This is a genomic window from Mycolicibacterium llatzerense, assembly GCF_025331195.1.
GTDB lineage: Bacteria > Actinomycetota > Actinomycetes > Mycobacteriales > Mycobacteriaceae > Mycobacterium > Mycobacterium llatzerense.
In genome coordinates this window covers 380,473-396,531 of sequence record NZ_LXOV01000018.1, presented here as the reverse complement: position 1 = coordinate 396,531, position 16,059 = coordinate 380,473, and the positions used below count along the sequence as shown (strand labels likewise).

Below are 16,059 nucleotides of genomic sequence, written 5' to 3'. Positions count from 1 at the left end.
ATCAGACACGCTCTGCCGCTTCAGTGGCCTCGCCGGTTCGCGCGGCGCAGGGTTGCTCGCGTGGCCCACAGTACACCGTGGTGGGCTGTCTGTGTACCAGTCGTCACGCGGGCCGCTGTTCTGCCTCCTCCCGCCCTGGTTGTGTGCCGCGTCCATCCCGCGTCCACACTCACGCGTCGACTTGCAGAAATGCGGCAACGCTGACGCGGCAGCTGTATGGACGTCCCGACGCAAATCGTCCCAGTTAGGAATGGGTGTTTAGCGGTGCTGCGGGGCGTCGGCGGGGCATTACAGCTACCGTAGGAAGACACAGGATTCCGACTTAAAATCCGCCAAGTGTCGGTTCGAGTCCGACTGGGGGCACCCGCGTCGTCGCTGGTAGCGGTCATTTTCGGCCGTTGCCAGCGACAGCCCGTGATGCGCGTCGGTGCTAGCCCCAACATACGTTGCGCAGCAAAGGTTGCGATTTGGATTGATCAGCATCGCCACAACGGTGGTTGCACATGTCGTGGACCCGCGGCACGTGCATGATGGCTTTGGATTACACGAAACCTGGAAGACGTGGTCGCATTGGAGTATGCGATCTGCCGCGGGGCCACGCTTGTTTGGGGATGAGGTGGGGTGAAGTCGAACGACGCATTTGAGATGCCTTCGGCAGGAAGCGCCGTCGTTGCTGGCAGAATCGGCTCCGAGGTCATCAGATGACCGTTGCCGCTATCACGGTCGTGGGCTTCTTCGTGTGGTTCGTTGGTCTTGTGCCCAATATCCGCTTTCGAGCGGTTGCTTACACGCTTCCGATCCCGATGACCACGATGCTTTTGGCTGGCCGAGTTGCCGTATCGGCGGACCACGTGTACGGCGTCGTGCTTTTGGTGCTTTTCTTCTACGTTGTTGCCTGCCTGGCGAGATGGCCGGCCGTGAATCGGGTTGGTCGGTCGTTGATAGCTGGAGTGCTGTACGTACTCGTCTCCGCGGCACTTATTAAGTTGCCTGACCCGCAGTTCTGGTTCGCTGCGGCCGCATATATTGTTTTTTGGGCTTTCTTGCACGTCATGATCTCAAAATGCTTACCGGATATGGCGAATGATGCGGTGGATCGATCGAAAGTAGTATCTTACGGGCTAAGAGGCCAAATATGGCGAGCAATATTGATTGCGTTGTCATGCGTTGTGGTATATTTATGCGCCCCCCTGATGGGCGGTTTTGTCGTAACTTTTCCATTCGCTGGCGTGCTGGTTGCGACGGAGTTGGAGCCTGCTGACACATTTGAGTTCGCCGAGAATTTTCGCTTTACTTCTATTGCGCTGCTTGCTTTCTTTTGTGCGATTTTTGCGGCGCAATCGCACGCGCTCAGTTTTGGCGTCACTGTGCTAGTTGGTTGGGGTGGATTTGCCCTGACTTTGGTCGCATTCTTGGGTGGTAGGTACATCCTGTCGGGTGGTACTCGAATTGTTCTCAGGCGAGAATGAGTCTGCATGCGATTTGCAGAGCGCGTAGGCCTCTCGCAGCTCGCGCACGCGCCGCTGGCCCACGTACAGAATATTCTTGGATATCTCACCGTAGGCATTTACATCAGAAATCCATGCAATTTTCTCATCGAAGATGGCGCAGTTCTGGAGTAGTGATGGGTCGTGTAGTTTCGACTTCGGTACTGTCCAAATATTTGCACCGCCCTTCGCTTGTTCGTTGAGGACCTCGTTCAACCCTGGGGAAATCTCCGAGTCGTAGATGAATATGCGGGAGACCTCGACTCCGCGTGCTAGTGCTTTCATGTTCGAATCCCAGTATTCGCGGCCAGGTCCTTCGCGCCACCAGGTCGGGTTGCCAGCTTCCGCTGTGCCGGTGATGTTGGTAATGGCCAGCAATGATCGTGCGGAGGCGCGTGCCCCCTTCATTAGGTCCTGGTAGTCGGCGGGGCCACGGACGATGATGCCGTCGCGAAGTTGTCCAAACTCATCGAAAACGCGTTCCATTCGACTAAGTGCTTCGGTGAGAAGGGGTGAATCTGCATATACTCGTTGTAAATCACTCACTCGCTCGGCGATGTCGACTAAGATTGGCGTCATTTGTGGGACGCGACGGATCGCGCTTTCGAGTTCGGATTTCTGGTAGCCGTCGTAGCGTATCTCGAACTGGTTCACCAAGATGGTAGCCAATAGAGAGACTATTATCTGTTCTGGTAAAGAGCCAAAATTGGATACAGTCAACATCACCATTAGTGCGGCGCCGATAATGGGGCCAATCAAGAAGTATGAGCGTGATAGAAAACGCCCTGAACGTCCCTCATGGTGCGCTGAATTGCGACTCACTCTTCTACCTCCGTACTGTGGCATTAACAAGCGCCTGAATTTTGCGAAGTACCAAGCAGTATTCATCGAGCGACAAACCGTCAACGGTTGCCTGCCGCTGAAGAGTCACGCCGTCCGCACCGCCTGCGCGCATGATCGCATTCAATATGCGGTGGGACCATTCGATTTCGAGCACTTCGTCGACTTGGTGTTCGCCGAGGAGTCGCATGGCGGCAGTTAGCGCGTATGCGCCCCAATTCGATGTCCCGCCAACGATTAGCGCATTCGTAGCGACGGAACACGCGATATCGGCGCCTCGTGGAACGACGGCAGCGATGGTATCGCGCTCGATGCATCCCATGCCGATTTCGTTGCCGCCGTCCCCGATACCGATGGAGTAGGTGTTCCAGAGTTGCAGTATGCGCTCGAGTGGTGCGGTGAAGGCGTCGATGTTTTGGCCGCGCATGTTTAACTTGGTTCCCCGATAACTGGGGCCAACGCGCTCTATCGCAATCACGTGGGTGGGTCGTCTATCGCAAGAGGTCTGCAGGCGAGCTTCCCAATTTCCGTAGTCCGCGCCGAGCGGGGACGCCATCACTTGGCCGCTCAGGCGGGCAGCGACGGCTGCCGCCTGTACGACCCGCTGACACGGTTCATCGGTGACGATCGTCGCGATGCCACCCAACAACTCGACCGCTCGGGCGAGCATGACGGCCCCTAGTGGGCCGTCGGTCTCAGCTGTCGGCGGATCTGCTAGTGGTAGGTAGAAGCCTGTTAGCAGGAGGACGTGCGCTGTCTCCATGGAGCGGCAGAGCGATCTGGCTGCGTCATGGAGCCCACCTTGGGCGTGGCGAGCTAGTACCGCGCTACCCCGTCCTACGTCGGTAGCCGCCAGATGTTCCAGGGCCTTGAATGCGTCGTCATGCATCAGTATTGAGCTCGTGTTCACGCGTGCCGAGGACGCGCGTTGTGAGCATTCGCGGAGACGGTGCTCGCCAACGCCTGATGCGGACTGATGCCTGCTTGGTCAGTTAGGTTCCATTCAGCGTCGCAGGGATAACCGGTCACCGAATGCACAATGCCTCCTGCTCATGTTCGGCGATGGCATGATAGTTCCTCGCAGCGGGAGATGCGGCCGTATCAGCGCGCATCTGCGAATCTGGTAGGTGATCGTTGGAATTGTGCAAGGTGCTCAATGCGGTGCAGTCACACAATGAGAGCGATAGTCCCGCGTTATTTTGGCGGGAAATAGTGGATCGATCATCAACATCAGCTCGGTCGCGGGCATCAACTCAATGCCGGGCCAAGTCCACTGCAGCGCCGCCAAGCACGGCGTGGTTGGGCTGACGACGTCAGCCGCTGTTGAGCACGCAGAGTTTAAGGTCCGTGTGAACGCTGTCCACACGTGGGGAGTAGGCACTGTGTTTGCTGCAGTCCACTCAGTCGGGGCACTCCGCACCGAGCTACTTGTTGCCATCCGCGCGCATGCTTAGTTATCCGTTTCGCGCGAGCGTCGACGACCTCTCCGACCTGGCCTCGATCTGTCACCTGCAGTCACTGCAACGCAGTTGACCGTCGAAACGGGTGCCACGAAGGCGTGAGCAGTTCCGTGTCAGGTTGCCTAACATCGGTCGGTATGACCCGTAAGCCCGCTGTGCTCTTGGCCCTCACCGTCTTGGCCCAGTCGTTCCGGGATTTGCCGCTACACCCGCCGCAGCAGCACCCTGCCCCGACATCCAGGTCGTGTGGGGTTCCCCTGAAAAAGTGGACACGGTTAGCTTGATTGCTGATTGATCCGTGCGGTGATCTCGAAGTCGATAGGTGAGATCATTCCCAGTGAACTATGCCGCCTGTCATGGTTGTAGTAGCGAAGGTAATTGTCAAGTCCCGCAGCAAGATTCGCATACGTTGTGAAGGCATGCCGCTTGTAGTACTCGTGCTTGACCGTCGACCACAGTGATTCGGACCCGGCGTTGTCCCAACATATGCCGGTGGCCCCCATAGAGCGGCGCAGGCCGTGATCGGAGCAGACTGTGGCCAAGTCGTGACTGGTGTATTGACTGCCCCGGTCCGAGTGCAAGATGGTGCCGGCCACCGACCCGCCGCGGGTGAACACCGCCGCGTCCACCGCCTGCTCGACGAGCTCAGTGCGCATGTGGTCAGCCACCGACCAGCCCAGCACCCGTCGCGAGTGCTCGTCGCGGATCGCGCACAGGTAGGCATCGCCTTCACCGCAGGTCAGATAGGTGATGTCGGAGGTCCATACCGCATCGAGGCGGCCTTGATCGAAGACCCGGCCCACCCGGTCGGGTGGGAAAGACGCCGCCGGGTCGACGACTGTGGTTTTGACCTTGAAGGTGCGCGGGCTGATGCCTTCGATGCCCATCTCGGCCATGATCGCCGCGACGGTGTTGACCGACACCGAGACCCCAGCGGCGTGCAGGTCGGCGGTGATCCGTGGTGAACCGTAAGTGCGTCGGGATTCTTGCCAGTGGGCCAGGATCTTGACCTCGAGATCGCGGCGCCACTGCTGCCGCGGCGTGGGTTCGGTGCGTCGCTGCCGTGCTTCCCAGGCGTAATAGCCCGAGCGTGAGACGTCGAGGAGCTCGGTCAGTGTGGCGATGTCGTGGTCGGCGCACTCCGCGGCGATGAGCTCAAACCGACTCACCGATGTTGCTGTGCCGCAAAGTACGCCGATACTTTTTTCAAGAAGGCGATATCTCGGTCCTTCTCGGCCAGTTCCGCACGCAGCCGCACCAATTCGGCGCGTTCACGGGCCGTCAGATCGCCTTCTGGCGGCCCATGGCGGGCATCGCTGGCCACCCCGTCGCGGACCCTCTCCTGACGCACCCACTTGCCCAGCAGACTCTCGTGCAGGTTCAGTTCGCGGGCCACCTCCGAGACCGGCCGGCCCCTGTCAATCACCCGACGAGCAGCCTCCACCTTGAACTCCGGTGTGAACGACCGACGCGTCCGCGACATATCGACATCCTTCCAGCAGGACACCGTCCCGCTATCTCAGGTGTCCACTGAAACTGGGGAACCTCCGTGTTCGCTCGTGGCACCACGGAGCCGCCGGGCCTGGGCAGTGTGGGCCGCCCGTTCGTCGACGACCTGCGGGCCCGGGTGGCGCCGCGTTCTGTCGAGGCGACCGCGGTCGATTACCCGGCGAGCAACGACTTCGCCCAAAGCACCCCGGCCGGCATCGACGCCGCGCGGTCGGTCATCGAGTCCACCGCGGCCAACTGCCCGAAGACCAAGATGGTGCTCGGCGGCTACTCACAGGGTGCTGCGGTGATCGAAGGTGCCACGAGCGCGGCGCCGCCGCAGGTCGCCGGTCACGTCGCCGCCACCGCACTGTTCGGTGCGCCGCGCACCGGTTTCGCGAGCATGCTCGCCGGCGGACAGCTGCCGGAGCTGGCGCCGCAGTATGTCGCCAACTCCATCGATCAGTGCGCCCAGGCCGACCCGATCTGCTGGGAAGGCGGCGGCTTCGACCCCGGCGCTCACGGTTCCTACGTGCAGTCCGGAAAGGTCACGCAGGCAGCCGATTTCGCGGCGAGCAAGATCTAGAGCGGGGACATATCAAATGACCGAAATACCCGAGACCGCACTGGAATTGCGGTCATTGGTGACACCGAACGGCGTGCTCGAGCTCTCGCTGCATGACGTCGACATCCCGGCCCCGACCGCCGACCAAGTCGTCGTCCGGATCGAGGCGTCGCCCGTCAACCCGTCGGATCTGGGCCTGCTGATTCCCGGCGCCGACATGTCGGCCGCGACGGTCACGGGCACCCCGGACCGCCCCGTCGTCACCGCACCGCTGCCGCCCGGGGCGCTGGCACATCTGGCCGTCCGGGTCGGGCAATCGCTTCCCGTCGGCAACGAGGGTGCGGGCACGGTAGTGGCGGCGGGGGAGTCGGCGGCGGCGCAGGCGCTCCTCGGCAAGACCGTGGGCACCGCCGGCGGCGCCATGTACTCCCAGTACCGCGTCGTCAATGCCGCCGCCTGTCTGGTCCTGCCCGACGGCGCGACGGCCCGGGACGGGGCGTCTTCGTTCGTCAACCCGCTGACCGCGCTGGGCATGGTGGAAACCATGCGGCGAGAAGGACATTCGGGTCTGGTGCACACGGCCGCGGCGTCGAATCTCGGTCAGATGCTGGTCAAGATCTGCCTCGCGGACGGGGTGCCGCTGGTCAACATCGTCCGCAAGGCGGAGCAGGAAGAAATCCTGCGCGACCTCGGTGCGACCTACGTATGCAATTCCGCGGCAACGACTTTCGAACAGGACCTGCTCGAGGCGCTCAAAGCCACTTCCGCGACACTGGCGTTCGACGCCACCGGCGGCGGCACCCTGGCGAGCCAGATCCTCAACGGCATGGAGCAGGCCGCCAACGCGACCGCGACGCAGTACTCCCGCTACGGCTCGGCCGTCCACAAGCAGGTGTACATCTACGGCAGCCTCGACACCGGACCCACCGTCCTCAACCGAAGCTTCGGCATGTCGTGGGGCATCGGTGGCTGGCTGCTCACGCCGTTCCTCGCCAGCGCCGGGGCGGAGGTCATCGGCAGGCTACGAGCCCGCGTCGCCGCGGAGCTCACCACGACCTTCGCGAGCACCTACACGCAAGACGTCTCATTGGCCGGCCTGCTCAAGCCCGAGGCGTTCAACAGCTACCTCAAGAAGGCGACCGGCGAGAAGTTCCTCGTGACGCCGCAATCGGGCGCATAGCTGCGAGTGCCCTGTGAAGCGCCTCGCGTGACAGGCGTACGGGACGAATCTCAGCTACCTTTCGGCTCATGATCTCCGTGGTCATCCCATGCCGGGACGGTGCGCGTGTCCTCGCCAAACAACTCGATGCCCTGCTGTCGCAGCAAACCAGTGCCGAGTTCGAGATCGTCGTGGCCGACAACGGGTCAACGGACGGCACTGCCGACCTGGTGCGCTCCTATTCTGATCCGCGCGTGCGTGTTGTGGATGCGGGTCGGGCGCCGGGCGCGAATGTCGCTCGTAATGTGGGGATTACAGCTGCCAAGGGGGAGTTCATTCTGCTCACCGACGCGGACGATGTGGTCCACGCGGGCTGGATCGAGGCGTATCACCGCGCTTTCCTGGGTGGGGCAGAGGCGGTCGGCGGTGGGCTCGATCGAATCCTCGACAACGGCACCCTGTTGGCGCGGCAACGTCGGCTCTACCCGACTCTGGCCCGCAAGGATGTCTTCGCGAACGGCACGAACTGCGGCTTCACCCGTGAGGTGTTTTCCCGCGTGCACGGCTTCGATGAAACGTTCAAGCTTGGCGCCGATGAGGTCGACTTCTTTTGGCGGGTAGCCGAAGCCGGGTTCATGTTGGAGTTCGTGCCCGGTGCGGTGGTGAGCAAGGTGCAGCGCACAGATCTGAAGGCGGCGTTCGTGCAGTATCGGAATTTCGGCCGCGGCGAAGCACGCATCCTGGACAAATTCCGCCCGTGGTGGCTGGGACCCGCCGCAATGGGGGCGGCGCTGCAATCGATCGTATGGGCCGCGGCGTGGTTGTCCGGTGTGGACCGCCGCAAGACGACGTGCTCGTTGGCGTGGAACCTCGGCGCGCTGCAGGAGGCAATAGGGCTGCTGCGTGTCCGTGCCGTCGGTCGGCCTGCTCCAGCAGTTCCGTAACTCAGCGCACGTGCTGCGCCGAAGGCCACGGCCGCCAATTTGCTGACGGCTGTCATCACTTTGGTGGTAACCGCCGTGTGATGGCGAGAAGGTCGCCATTGAGTGCCCGGCCTGCCAGATTACGGTTTGCTAGATGTTTGTCATTTGCGCGCCGTTAGGCCGGTGACAGTCGTACCCTGCTTACCAGTCGACATCGATGAAGGCCTGGCAACGGCGCCCGGCCGCACTTCGATCTGATGGTGGAATGGCATGACAAAACCACGGCCGCCGCTGGAGCCGCTGCCGCCTGTCGCTGCGGGGCAGGTGCATGCGCCGCTGAATCGAGATCGGACCCCGCCGTACAAGATCGCCGGCCTGATCCTGGCTCTCGTTGCTGCCGCAGGGATGGCGCTCACCTGGCTCCAGTTCCGAGGAGCGTTCGACTCCAAAGCCCAGGTGTACGTGCTGGCCAGTCGCGCAGGGCTGTCGATGGACAACGGCTCGAAGGTCACCTACAACGGAGTGCCGATCGGGCGGTTGAAGGGCACCGAAATCGTCACCGCACCCGGCGAGAAGCCCGAAGCCAAACTGATCCTCGACGTCGACCCGCAATACCTTGGCGTGCTGCCGCGCAACGTGGACGTCAAGCTGCTGGCCACAACGGTATTCGGCAACAAATACATCTCGATGACGTCGCCGCCGAACCCGTCGCCGCAGCGTCTCAAGTCAGGCGACACCGTCAACGCTGTCAGCGTCACCACGGAGTTCAATACGTTGTTCGAGACCATCACTGCGATCTCCGAACAGGTCGACCCGGTGAAGTTGAACGCGACGCTGACCGCCGCGGCACAGGCGCTCGAGGGGCTGGGTGACAAGTTCGGTCAGTCGCTGGTCAACGGCAACGTCATTCTGGCCGACCTGAATCAGCGGATGCCGTCGATCCGGCACGACAACCGCGCCCTTGCCGATCTGGCCGAGGTCTACGCGAACGCGTCGCCAGATCTGTGGGACGGACTCACGAACGCGGTGACCACCGAGCGCACCTTGAATGACCAGCGCAGCAACATAGATCAGGCGCTGATGGCATCAGTGGGCTTCGGCAACACCGGCGGCGACATCTTCGAGCGCGGCGGGCCGTACCTGGTTCGTGGCGCGCAGGACCTCCTACCGACGACTCGGGTACTCGACGAGTACAGCCCCGAGATCGATTGCGGGATAAGGGCTCTCCCTCGTGCGGTGAAGGCAACGTCCTTCGCCGTCGGCGGCAACGGTTACTCGCTGATCTCGCACACAGCGCTTGTCGGCTCGGCGAACCAGTACGTCTACCCGGACAACCTGCCGCGGATCAACGCCAGGGGCGGCCCCATGGGCCGGCCGGGGTGTTGGACCGTCACCCGCGACATCTGGCCGATGCCGTACATGGTGATGGACACCGGTGCATCGATCGCGCCGTACAACCACTTTGGCCTCGGCTCGCCATTCGCGTCCGAATACGTGTGGGGCCGTCAGGACGGCGAGAACACGATCAACCCCTGACGGGCGTCAGTTCTTGCGGCCGCAGTTCGGCTGGGCCGGCTTGGCCGGCCACGCGCACACGTTGAAGAACGTCTCGGTGCCGAACCCGCCGCCGTCGAAGACGCCGTAGTTGTTGCCGTGGGTACCGGTGTAGGTGGCGCCGCCACCACCGCTCGATCCGCCGTCGTTCGACACGATGGTCGTGACGGCCCAGCCCTTGCCTTCGAGCGCGGCCTTGTAGGCCTTGACCACGTCAGCGGGTCCGCCCGTCACCTTGAAGCTGAGGTGAATCCCGTTGTCCGCGATAGGGTCTGGGCCGAAGGTCTGCACGGTACCGGCGGGCGTCGGCACCAGTGCCTGCAGTTCTGCAGGGGTCGCCGCAGCTGCTGATGACGCGGTGCTAGTCGACGCGGTGCTGGACGCTGCGGCGCTCGTCGACGCTGAACTTGACGAACTTTTGGCGCCCGAGTCGGACCCGCTGCTGCAGCCGGCCACGAGGCCGATCACTGCCGCCGCGACTGCCACCGAACGAATTGAGTTGCTCATGGTCGCTCCCCTCGCTGAGCGCACGGTATCAACGTATTCGGCGGAGCGGTCAAAAATTGCCCGGTTGGGTGGCTGCGTGCATCGCACATACGATGCCAACGTGGCAGGGGAAGGCTGGGTAGCGCACATTCCGACGGCTACCTACGGCCCGCCTCGGCTGGGCGGGGCCGTCATCGCGCGGCCGGCGATCACCCGATCCCTGCTCGCCTCGGACGCGAAACTCGTGGTGGTGACGGCGCCCGCCGGATACGGCAAGACGACCGCGGTGGCACTGTGGGACGCCGCCGACGCCCGGCCGTTCGCCTGGGTGCGGCTGGATCACCTCGACAACGACCCTGCCCATCTGCTGCTGCACCTGCTGACCGCGGTGGATCAAGTCGCCGCCGTCGATGCTGCGACGTTCCAGTACCTGCGCGGCGCAGGCCGGGCCGTCGAAACCCAACTGGTGCCGGCCGTGGTCGCAGCATTGGAGTCCACTGGGCCAATTGTCGTGGTGCTGGACGATGTTCATGCACTGACACACGACGCGGCTGTCGACACCTTGCGTGCCCTGGTGCAGCTGGCTCCCGCGTCGACGACGCTGACGCTGATCAGCCGGACACCGCCGCCGCTGGATCTCGCGCGGCGCCGGCTGCAGGGCAGCGTGCTCGAGGTTGGTACCGAACAGCTGAAACTCTCTGCCGCTGAAGCACAATCGGCCCTCGATTCCGTCGGTGGCCCCGACGGCCCCACGGCCGCGCTGGTGATCGACCGCTGTGAGGGCTGGGCCGCCGGGGTGGTCATGGCGGCGATGGCGTTACGCGACGGCGCCTCCGGTGACGCGATCACCGGCCGCCACCGTCTGGTGGCGGGCTATCTGGTCGAAGAGGTGCTGGGGCGGCTGGACCCGGCCGTCGAGTCGTTCCTCGTCGAATCCGCGGTACTCGATCATTTCAGCGCCGACGACCTGAACGGCGTTCTGCAGCGCGATGATTCAGCCGACGTGCTGAATGCCGTCCGCGCCTCGGGCAACCTGTTCCTGGTGCCGCTCGATGACCAGGGCACCGCGTACCGGTACCACCGGCTGTTCGCCGATCTGCTCCGTGCGCGGCTGTACAACCGCGATCCGGAGCGGTACCGCGCTGTCGCCGCCCGGGCGGCGGAGCACCTCGAACGCGTCGGCGACATCGACGGTGCGCTGTTACAGGCGTTGGCGGCCGACGACGCGGCACACGCCGCGGCGCTGGTCGAACGCGATGCCGTGCGGCTCGGATTCGACGGCCGCGCAGGCATCTTGGAGCGTCGACTGAGGCTCCTCGACGAGCACGTCTTCGCCGACCATGCCGATGCCGCGATCGCCCGAGCCTGGTTGGGGGTGACGCTGGGGGACGCCGACCTGATCCAGCGGTCCCTGCTGGCGGCCTCGGCGGCGGACCGGGGCGCCGCCTTGGCCGACGGCACGCCGTCGGTGAAAGTTGGTGCGGCCCTGGTCGGTTCCCTCGTCGGCATCGGCGGTGTGCTCGAGGTGGTCCGGCACGCCGACACGGTGTGCGACGCCGGCGACCACCTGGTCAACCCGTGGTGGGGCGCCGCCGCCTCGGTCAAAGGCGGCGCGCTGTCGATGATCGGTGACGCGGGAAATGCCAGGGCCACACTGGAATCGTCACTCCCGGTCCTTGACGACCTACCCGGCTTCCGGGCCGTGGCACTGGCGCATCTCGCCCTGTTGGACCTCGACGACGGGGCCCTGCTGTCCGCGGCGCAGCGCAGCGCGCAGGCCCGCAGCATCGTCGACTCCCGGGATCTGTGCGACCTCGTGCCGATGGTGGTGGTGTACGCGGTGGACGGGCTGGTGCGGGGTCACCGCGGCGACGTCGCCGGGGCACGCGACGCGGTCCGCGGCACCGAACGGCTGCTGGAGCGGCTGGGCGACCTGGCAGCACGTACCGCGGCACTGGGGCACGCGCTGACCGCCGCCACCGCCCTCGAGATCGACGACCCGGAGTTGTGCCGACGGCATCTCGATGCGGGGCAGCTCGCCGGCCGTCGGGAGCCCGACGCGGCCGCGGTGCAGCTCCGGCTGGCGCGGGTCCGGGAACTGCTGGCGGCGCATGCGCAGCACGGGCCGCGGCCGGCCCTGACCGCGGCCGAGCTGCGTCTGCTGCCGCACCTGGCCACCCACCTGTCGCTGCAGAAGATCGCCGGCGAATTGCACCTGGGCCGGGAAACCGTGAAGAGCCAGGCCAAATCGATCTACCGCAAGCTGTCGGTGTCGTCGCGCACCGAGGCCGTGACCGAGGCGGCGCGCCTCGGTCTGCTCGACCAGTCCTGACCTGTCAGGCCCTGCGGGCCAGGAACCGGGCGAACGGGATGAGCATCGTGAACTCGGCGATCAGCACCACCGTGATCATCACCGTGACGCGTGGATCGTCGAAGTTCTGGCCGGCCACCACGAAGGCCGCCGCCGCATTGCGCTGTGCCGTGCCCAATGCGAGCACCGGCCGCGCGGTGGTGCTGAAAAATACCAGACCCCAACCGATTCCGGCGCACACGGCGGTGTAGACGATGGCCGCCAGGATGCCACGGGTGCCGTACACCGACAGCACCTCCCGGAAATTGGCGACGATGGTCAGGACGACCACCAGCACCATGCTGACGGTGCTGAGCAGTCCGATGGCCGGCCTGATCCGCACGGCCACCGTCGGAGCCTGCTTCCGGCAGAACAGCCCGATCGCCAAGGGGATCAGCATGAGGACCACCAACGACGACGCGATCGCGAGCGGATCGACCTCCGATCCCTTGAGGAAGATCGGCAGCACGATCGGCACGTAGGCGACTGTGGTGATCATCAGCAGCGCCATCAGGCCCACCGTCAAACCCGCGTCGGCCTTGGCGAACTCGGCGAGTTTGATCAGGAACGGCGCACCCGCCGCCAGCCCGCACAGCAGCAGGCCGACGCCCAGTGGCTCGTCGAGGGCCAGTAGGCGCCACAGTCCGAAGGCAACCAGCGGCGCCGCAACGAAATTGGCGACCAGGGCCAGGCTCACCACCCGAATGTCCTTGAGCGGTGCCAGAATCTGGGCCGGGGTCAGGCTCAGCCCGACGCCCAGAGTGCTGGACACCACGAACAGGACGACGGCGATGTTGGCACCGCGCGCCGCCAGATCGCTCAGCGTCACATCGTCACCAGATTGCGCCAGAACGACTTCAGGCTGTCGCTGGCGCCGAACAGGGTCGTGAAGTGCGTTGAGTCGACCAGCACGATGTCGCCCGCACGGTCACCGGTCGGCGGCATGTGGATCAGCGCGTTGAACTCCGTGTTGCCCGCCAGGGTGAACGGATGCGGCCGGGTCTGGTCGATCAGCTGCCGGCCCAGCACCCGAAGGTCCGGGCTCTCCGGGGCCGTCAGCGCGTAGTGCGGCAGATGCGGATGCAGGGCCAGCGTGGAGACGTCCCGCAGCAGGCCGGCCGAATCCAGATCGCGGAAAGCGGTAAGCGGCACAATCTGTTTGGTGCCCTCGACCGTCGCGGGGCGCAGGCCCCAGGTGTTGTGCACAGGGATGTTCAGCCCGGTCAGCAGCGACCGCGCGAAACCGCTGAAGCGCTGGATCCGGGGCGTCAGCGGGTCGCCGTGGTGCAGGTACTCCATCTGCTGCTGCTCTTTGTCGTCGGTGAAGCCGACGTCGTGGTGCGGGGCCAGCATCAGGCACGTGCCCTCGCGCTTGAGCCACTGCTGGATCGCGGCGATCTCTTCCGGGGCGGCGTCCTCGTCGCCCAGCAGGTGGTCCAGGCCGAAGATCATCAGAGTGTCGGTGTCGTTCAGGATGCGCTCATCGATCGGCAGCCGGTAACCGGCCTGATCGACCCGCTGGAACACCGCCACCGGATGCCCGGTCGCTTCCCCGGCCACGTCCTGGAAGGTCAAGGAGGAGCGGTGGAACAGCTCCAACGTGCCGTCGACGCCCTGCAGGAAGTTCCGCGGGCTGTACTCGGGACCTTCGTACGCCGGCCACGTCGCCGCGCGCACCTCGGTCATGGTGGAGAACCGGTTGTAGAGCAGCGCCGGGTCGCGCTGCGCCTCCCACGGGTAGCTCCACGACCAGTAGATGCTGACACGTCGGTTGCCGTTGTGCGGGCGGGTTATGTGCGCCTGGTTGTAGGTGCGGGCGTAGGACTGGGTCGATGCCATGATTTCTCCTAGTTCTTCAAAGTCGAGAGATGACGCAGTGCGCTCAGGCCGGGCAGGAAGAAATACGCCCCGCCGCGCAGCGTGGTGAATGCCGGTAACCCCTTGTGTACCTTGCGGATCGGCCGCTTCGGGATCGTGAAGTCCAGCGTGCCGTCCTGGGTGCCGCAGATGGGGTCGTGTTCGTTGCCGAGCTCCTGGAACGCCGCGTCGTTGATCCACACGTTCTGGGCGAACTCGAACTGCCGCACCAGGCTGGCGCAGATGAGGAACATCCCGACGCCGCGTTCGACACCGTCGTCGGGCACGTCCTCCGGCAGTGCCGGCCCGTATGTGCCACTGCGCCGGATCAGCCTGCGCCGATTGGGATTCGGCTCGGTATCACGTGGATTGAGCCGACGCGCATGCGAGCCCAGCGGACACTTATAGCCGTGCGGATCCATCGTGCCGTAGTCGAAGTCGTTGTTGCGCATCGGATCCGCACCGAGCTCGGGATCGTCGTGCTCAGGGGCCAGCACCAACGGAGCGCCGCTGCGCCAGCGGCCCATGAACTTGGCCGCCAACAGCTCCTGGCTCTCGGCGTCCTCGGCGTTCTGCCGCAGATAGTCGCGGAAGACCCCGACATGCTCCTCCAGCCGGCGATACGCCATGTAGCTGCCGTTGCGTGAAAGAGCTTCGAGCGCAGGCTGATTCGATACGAGCCCCTCCTCGTCCGGATAGCCGAGCAGGAACTCGCCCGGGGCCAGCGCCCCACCCGCACCCGGGATCAACTCCTCGCCGGACCCCTGCATCTGCGGCTGGGATACCGGATCGCGGTACCCGAAGTGATCGTGGTCGTAGTCGAACGGCGCGGTGGCCGCCAGATCCAGATGCGACAGCGACCGCACCCCGGGGCAGCGGGCGAGCAGCGCGTCGTGTTCACCGACGCACCGCACCCGTTCGTCCTCGTCCCGGGCGAACAGGATGACGATCGCGTGCAGATCGTCGCCCGCGAGCCCACCCACCCAATGCTCGGGTGCGGCCGCACCGGTATCGCCGAGGATGTCGGCGCGGGCGGCCATGCCCTCCCGGAACTCGGCGGGGAAGGTGGCCAGCGCGTCCTCGTCAAGTCCCAACGCGCGCAAGCCGTTCCAGGTGAACGCCAGGTTGACCCACCGCTTGAAGATGTTGACCTTCTCGCGGACATCGGTCGCCGACTGCACGAGGGGAACCATCTCGGCCAGCCAGGCTTGGCCGGCTTCGGGGGTGTCGAAAGTCAGGAACTCGTACCGACCGGTCAGATGGGGCGTCCCGGTCAGCATGATGTGCTGAATGTCGTCGAATTCGAGGGCTGTCACTGCATTTGGTCCAACATCTCGGAGAACGCGGCCTTGAGCCGCAGTGCCTTCTTGACCTCCACGGACGTCACGTACGGGTACTCGCCGTACTCCAGGAAGCTGGGTACCTGGTGCTCGCGGACGAACATGATGAAGGCCTCGGGGTTGGTCTGCCAATCCTTCGGGAAGCCCTCCAGGTGGGTGAACGCGGTGGTGATGCCGGTCGAGCTGAACAGCTTGACGGCGTCCTCGGTGTACTTGTCGAAGTCGGTGTCGAAGATGCCCTGGTACTGGAAGTGCAGACCGGAGCCGACGTCGAACAGCTGCCACCGCAGGTAGTGCAGCTTCAGCGGGGCCAGGACGTCGGGCTGTGCGGCGACGGCGGCTTCGAGCTGTTTGCCGTAGTCGCGGATCGCCTGCTCATGGCCGTCGAGCACCTTGGCGATGATGTTGAAGCCGTAGCACGCCGGGGTGCGCGGGTAGACCGGTCCGTAGCGGCCGCGGGTCAGCTCGAAGTAGCCCTCCTTCGGGATGGCTAGAGCTGCGGGCTGGGTCCAATCGTCATTTCCGTTGTGCGCCATGGCAACGAGATTAT

Annotated in this window: 16 protein-coding genes; 7 read left to right on the top strand and 9 right to left on the bottom strand. The window is 64.4% G+C overall.

Annotation, left to right across the window (positions count from 1 at the left end):
* The first annotated feature begins 701 nt into the window (after positions 1–701).
* The gene (locus A7G45_RS31685) at positions 702–1,469 is read left to right on the top strand and encodes a hypothetical protein (protein ID WP_071287072.1); all 768 of its coding nucleotides are present in this window, start codon (positions 702–704) and stop codon (positions 1,467–1,469) included.
* Here A7G45_RS31685 and A7G45_RS31680 read toward each other — a convergent pair.
* Together A7G45_RS31680 and A7G45_RS31675 are read right to left on the bottom strand one after the other, a co-directional pair.
* Positions 1,371–2,141 (bottom strand): hypothetical protein, encoded by a 771-nt coding sequence (locus tag A7G45_RS31680; protein ID WP_162625345.1) that lies wholly within the window; start codon positions 2,139–2,141, stop codon positions 1,371–1,373. The genes A7G45_RS31685 and A7G45_RS31680 overlap by 99 nt on opposite strands.
* Positions 2,142–2,313: 172 nt before the next feature.
* Positions 2,314–3,216 (bottom strand): glutamate cyclase domain-containing protein, encoded by a 903-nt coding sequence (locus tag A7G45_RS31675; protein WP_071287073.1) that lies wholly within the window; start codon positions 3,214–3,216, stop codon positions 2,314–2,316.
* A gap of 367 nt (positions 3,217–3,583) precedes the next feature.
* On the opposite strand from A7G45_RS31675, the gene A7G45_RS32825 reads away from it, so the two are divergent.
* The gene (locus A7G45_RS32825) at positions 3,584–3,781 is read left to right on the top strand and encodes an SDR family NAD(P)-dependent oxidoreductase (RefSeq protein ID WP_390892814.1); all 198 of its coding nucleotides are present in this window, start codon (positions 3,584–3,586) and stop codon (positions 3,779–3,781) included.
* Between the two features lie 281 nt (positions 3,782–4,062).
* On the opposite strand, the gene A7G45_RS31670 is transcribed toward A7G45_RS32825, so the two are convergent.
* Complete coding sequence (locus A7G45_RS31670; protein ID WP_260932168.1) at positions 4,063–4,956, bottom strand: IS3 family transposase; 894 nt, start codon at positions 4,954–4,956, stop codon at positions 4,063–4,065.
* The gene (locus A7G45_RS31665; protein ID WP_260932170.1) at positions 4,953–5,270 is read right to left on the bottom strand and encodes a transposase; all 318 of its coding nucleotides are present in this window, start codon (positions 5,268–5,270) and stop codon (positions 4,953–4,955) included. The genes A7G45_RS31670 and A7G45_RS31665 overlap by 4 nt, the downstream gene beginning before the upstream one ends.
* Before the next feature lie 66 nt (positions 5,271–5,336).
* Between A7G45_RS31665 and A7G45_RS31660 the strand changes: the two genes are divergently transcribed.
* From A7G45_RS31660 to A7G45_RS31645, 4 genes are all read left to right on the top strand, one after another.
* Complete coding sequence (locus tag A7G45_RS31660) at positions 5,337–5,861, top strand: cutinase family protein (RefSeq protein WP_236737281.1); 525 nt, start codon at positions 5,337–5,339, stop codon at positions 5,859–5,861.
* Between the two features lie 16 nt (positions 5,862–5,877).
* Complete coding sequence (locus A7G45_RS31655) at positions 5,878–7,020, top strand: zinc-binding dehydrogenase (RefSeq protein ID WP_260943303.1); 1,143 nt, start codon at positions 5,878–5,880, stop codon at positions 7,018–7,020.
* A 68-nt stretch (positions 7,021–7,088) separates the two neighbouring features.
* Entirely contained in the window at positions 7,089–7,943 is an 855-nt protein-coding gene (locus tag A7G45_RS31650; RefSeq protein WP_260943302.1) for a glycosyltransferase family 2 protein, read from the top strand.
* 249 nt (positions 7,944–8,192) lie between these two features.
* Entirely contained in the window at positions 8,193–9,458 is a 1,266-nt protein-coding gene (locus A7G45_RS31645; RefSeq protein WP_083420367.1) for an MCE family protein, read from the top strand.
* Between the two features lie 6 nt (positions 9,459–9,464).
* Here the strand turns inward: A7G45_RS31645 and A7G45_RS31640 are convergent, their stop codons facing one another.
* On the bottom strand, positions 9,465–9,983 hold the full coding sequence (locus A7G45_RS31640) for a hypothetical protein (protein WP_071287075.1): 519 nt from the start codon (positions 9,981–9,983) through the stop codon (positions 9,465–9,467).
* Between the two features lie 100 nt (positions 9,984–10,083).
* On the opposite strand from A7G45_RS31640, the gene A7G45_RS31635 reads away from it, so the two are divergent.
* Positions 10,084–12,294 carry a winged helix-turn-helix domain-containing protein gene (locus A7G45_RS31635; RefSeq protein ID WP_308204191.1) on the top strand — a complete coding sequence of 737 codons (2,211 nt, stop codon included), beginning with the start codon at positions 10,084–10,086 and terminating at the stop codon, positions 12,292–12,294.
* Between the two features lie 4 nt (positions 12,295–12,298).
* Here the strand turns inward: A7G45_RS31635 and A7G45_RS31630 are convergent, their stop codons facing one another.
* From A7G45_RS31630 to A7G45_RS31615, 4 genes are read right to left on the bottom strand one after another with little or no spacing between them, the layout of a single operon-like run.
* Complete coding sequence (locus A7G45_RS31630) at positions 12,299–13,141, bottom strand: bile acid:sodium symporter family protein (protein WP_260943300.1); 843 nt, start codon at positions 13,139–13,141, stop codon at positions 12,299–12,301.
* Complete coding sequence (locus A7G45_RS31625; protein WP_260943299.1) at positions 13,138–14,151, bottom strand: hypothetical protein; 1,014 nt, start codon at positions 14,149–14,151, stop codon at positions 13,138–13,140. Before A7G45_RS31625 ends, A7G45_RS31630 begins: the two co-directional genes overlap by 4 nt.
* An 8-nt stretch (positions 14,152–14,159) precedes the next feature.
* The gene (locus A7G45_RS31620) at positions 14,160–15,449 is read right to left on the bottom strand and encodes a Dyp-type peroxidase (RefSeq protein ID WP_260943372.1); all 1,290 of its coding nucleotides are present in this window, start codon (positions 15,447–15,449) and stop codon (positions 14,160–14,162) included.
* 32 nt (positions 15,450–15,481) lie between these two features.
* Positions 15,482–16,045: a hypothetical protein gene (locus A7G45_RS31615; protein WP_260943298.1), complete on the bottom strand. Its 564-nt coding sequence runs from the start codon at positions 16,043–16,045 to the stop codon at positions 15,482–15,484.
* Positions 16,046–16,059 lie beyond the last annotated feature (14 nt).

Bases quoted from the DNA above. Each gene is read 5' to 3' on its own strand.
- A7G45_RS31625 (WP_260943299.1), bottom strand. From the start codon at position 14,151: ATGGCATCGACCCAGTCCTACGCCCGCACCTACAACCAGGCGCACATA.
- A7G45_RS31685 (WP_071287072.1), top strand. From the start codon at position 702: ATGACCGTTGCCGCTATCACGGTCGTGGGCTTCTTCGTGTGGTTCGTT.
- A7G45_RS31620 (WP_260943372.1), bottom strand. From the start codon at position 15,449: ATGCTGACCGGGACGCCCCATCTGACCGGTCGGTACGAGTTCCTGACT.
- A7G45_RS31665 (WP_260932170.1), bottom strand. From the start codon at position 5,270: ATGTCGCGGACGCGTCGGTCGTTCACACCGGAGTTCAAGGTGGAGGCT.
- A7G45_RS31615 (WP_260943298.1), bottom strand. From the start codon at position 16,045: ATGGCGCACAACGGAAATGACGATTGGACCCAGCCCGCAGCTCTAGCC.
- A7G45_RS31645 (WP_083420367.1), top strand. From the start codon at position 8,193: ATGACAAAACCACGGCCGCCGCTGGAGCCGCTGCCGCCTGTCGCTGCG.
- A7G45_RS31650 (WP_260943302.1), top strand. From the start codon at position 7,089: ATGATCTCCGTGGTCATCCCATGCCGGGACGGTGCGCGTGTCCTCGCC.
- A7G45_RS32825 (WP_390892814.1), top strand. From the start codon at position 3,584: ATGCCGGGCCAAGTCCACTGCAGCGCCGCCAAGCACGGCGTGGTTGGG.
- A7G45_RS31655 (WP_260943303.1), top strand. From the start codon at position 5,878: ATGACCGAAATACCCGAGACCGCACTGGAATTGCGGTCATTGGTGACA.
- A7G45_RS31675 (WP_071287073.1), bottom strand. From the start codon at position 3,216: ATGCATGACGACGCATTCAAGGCCCTGGAACATCTGGCGGCTACCGAC.
- A7G45_RS31640 (WP_071287075.1), bottom strand. From the start codon at position 9,983: ATGAGCAACTCAATTCGTTCGGTGGCAGTCGCGGCGGCAGTGATCGGC.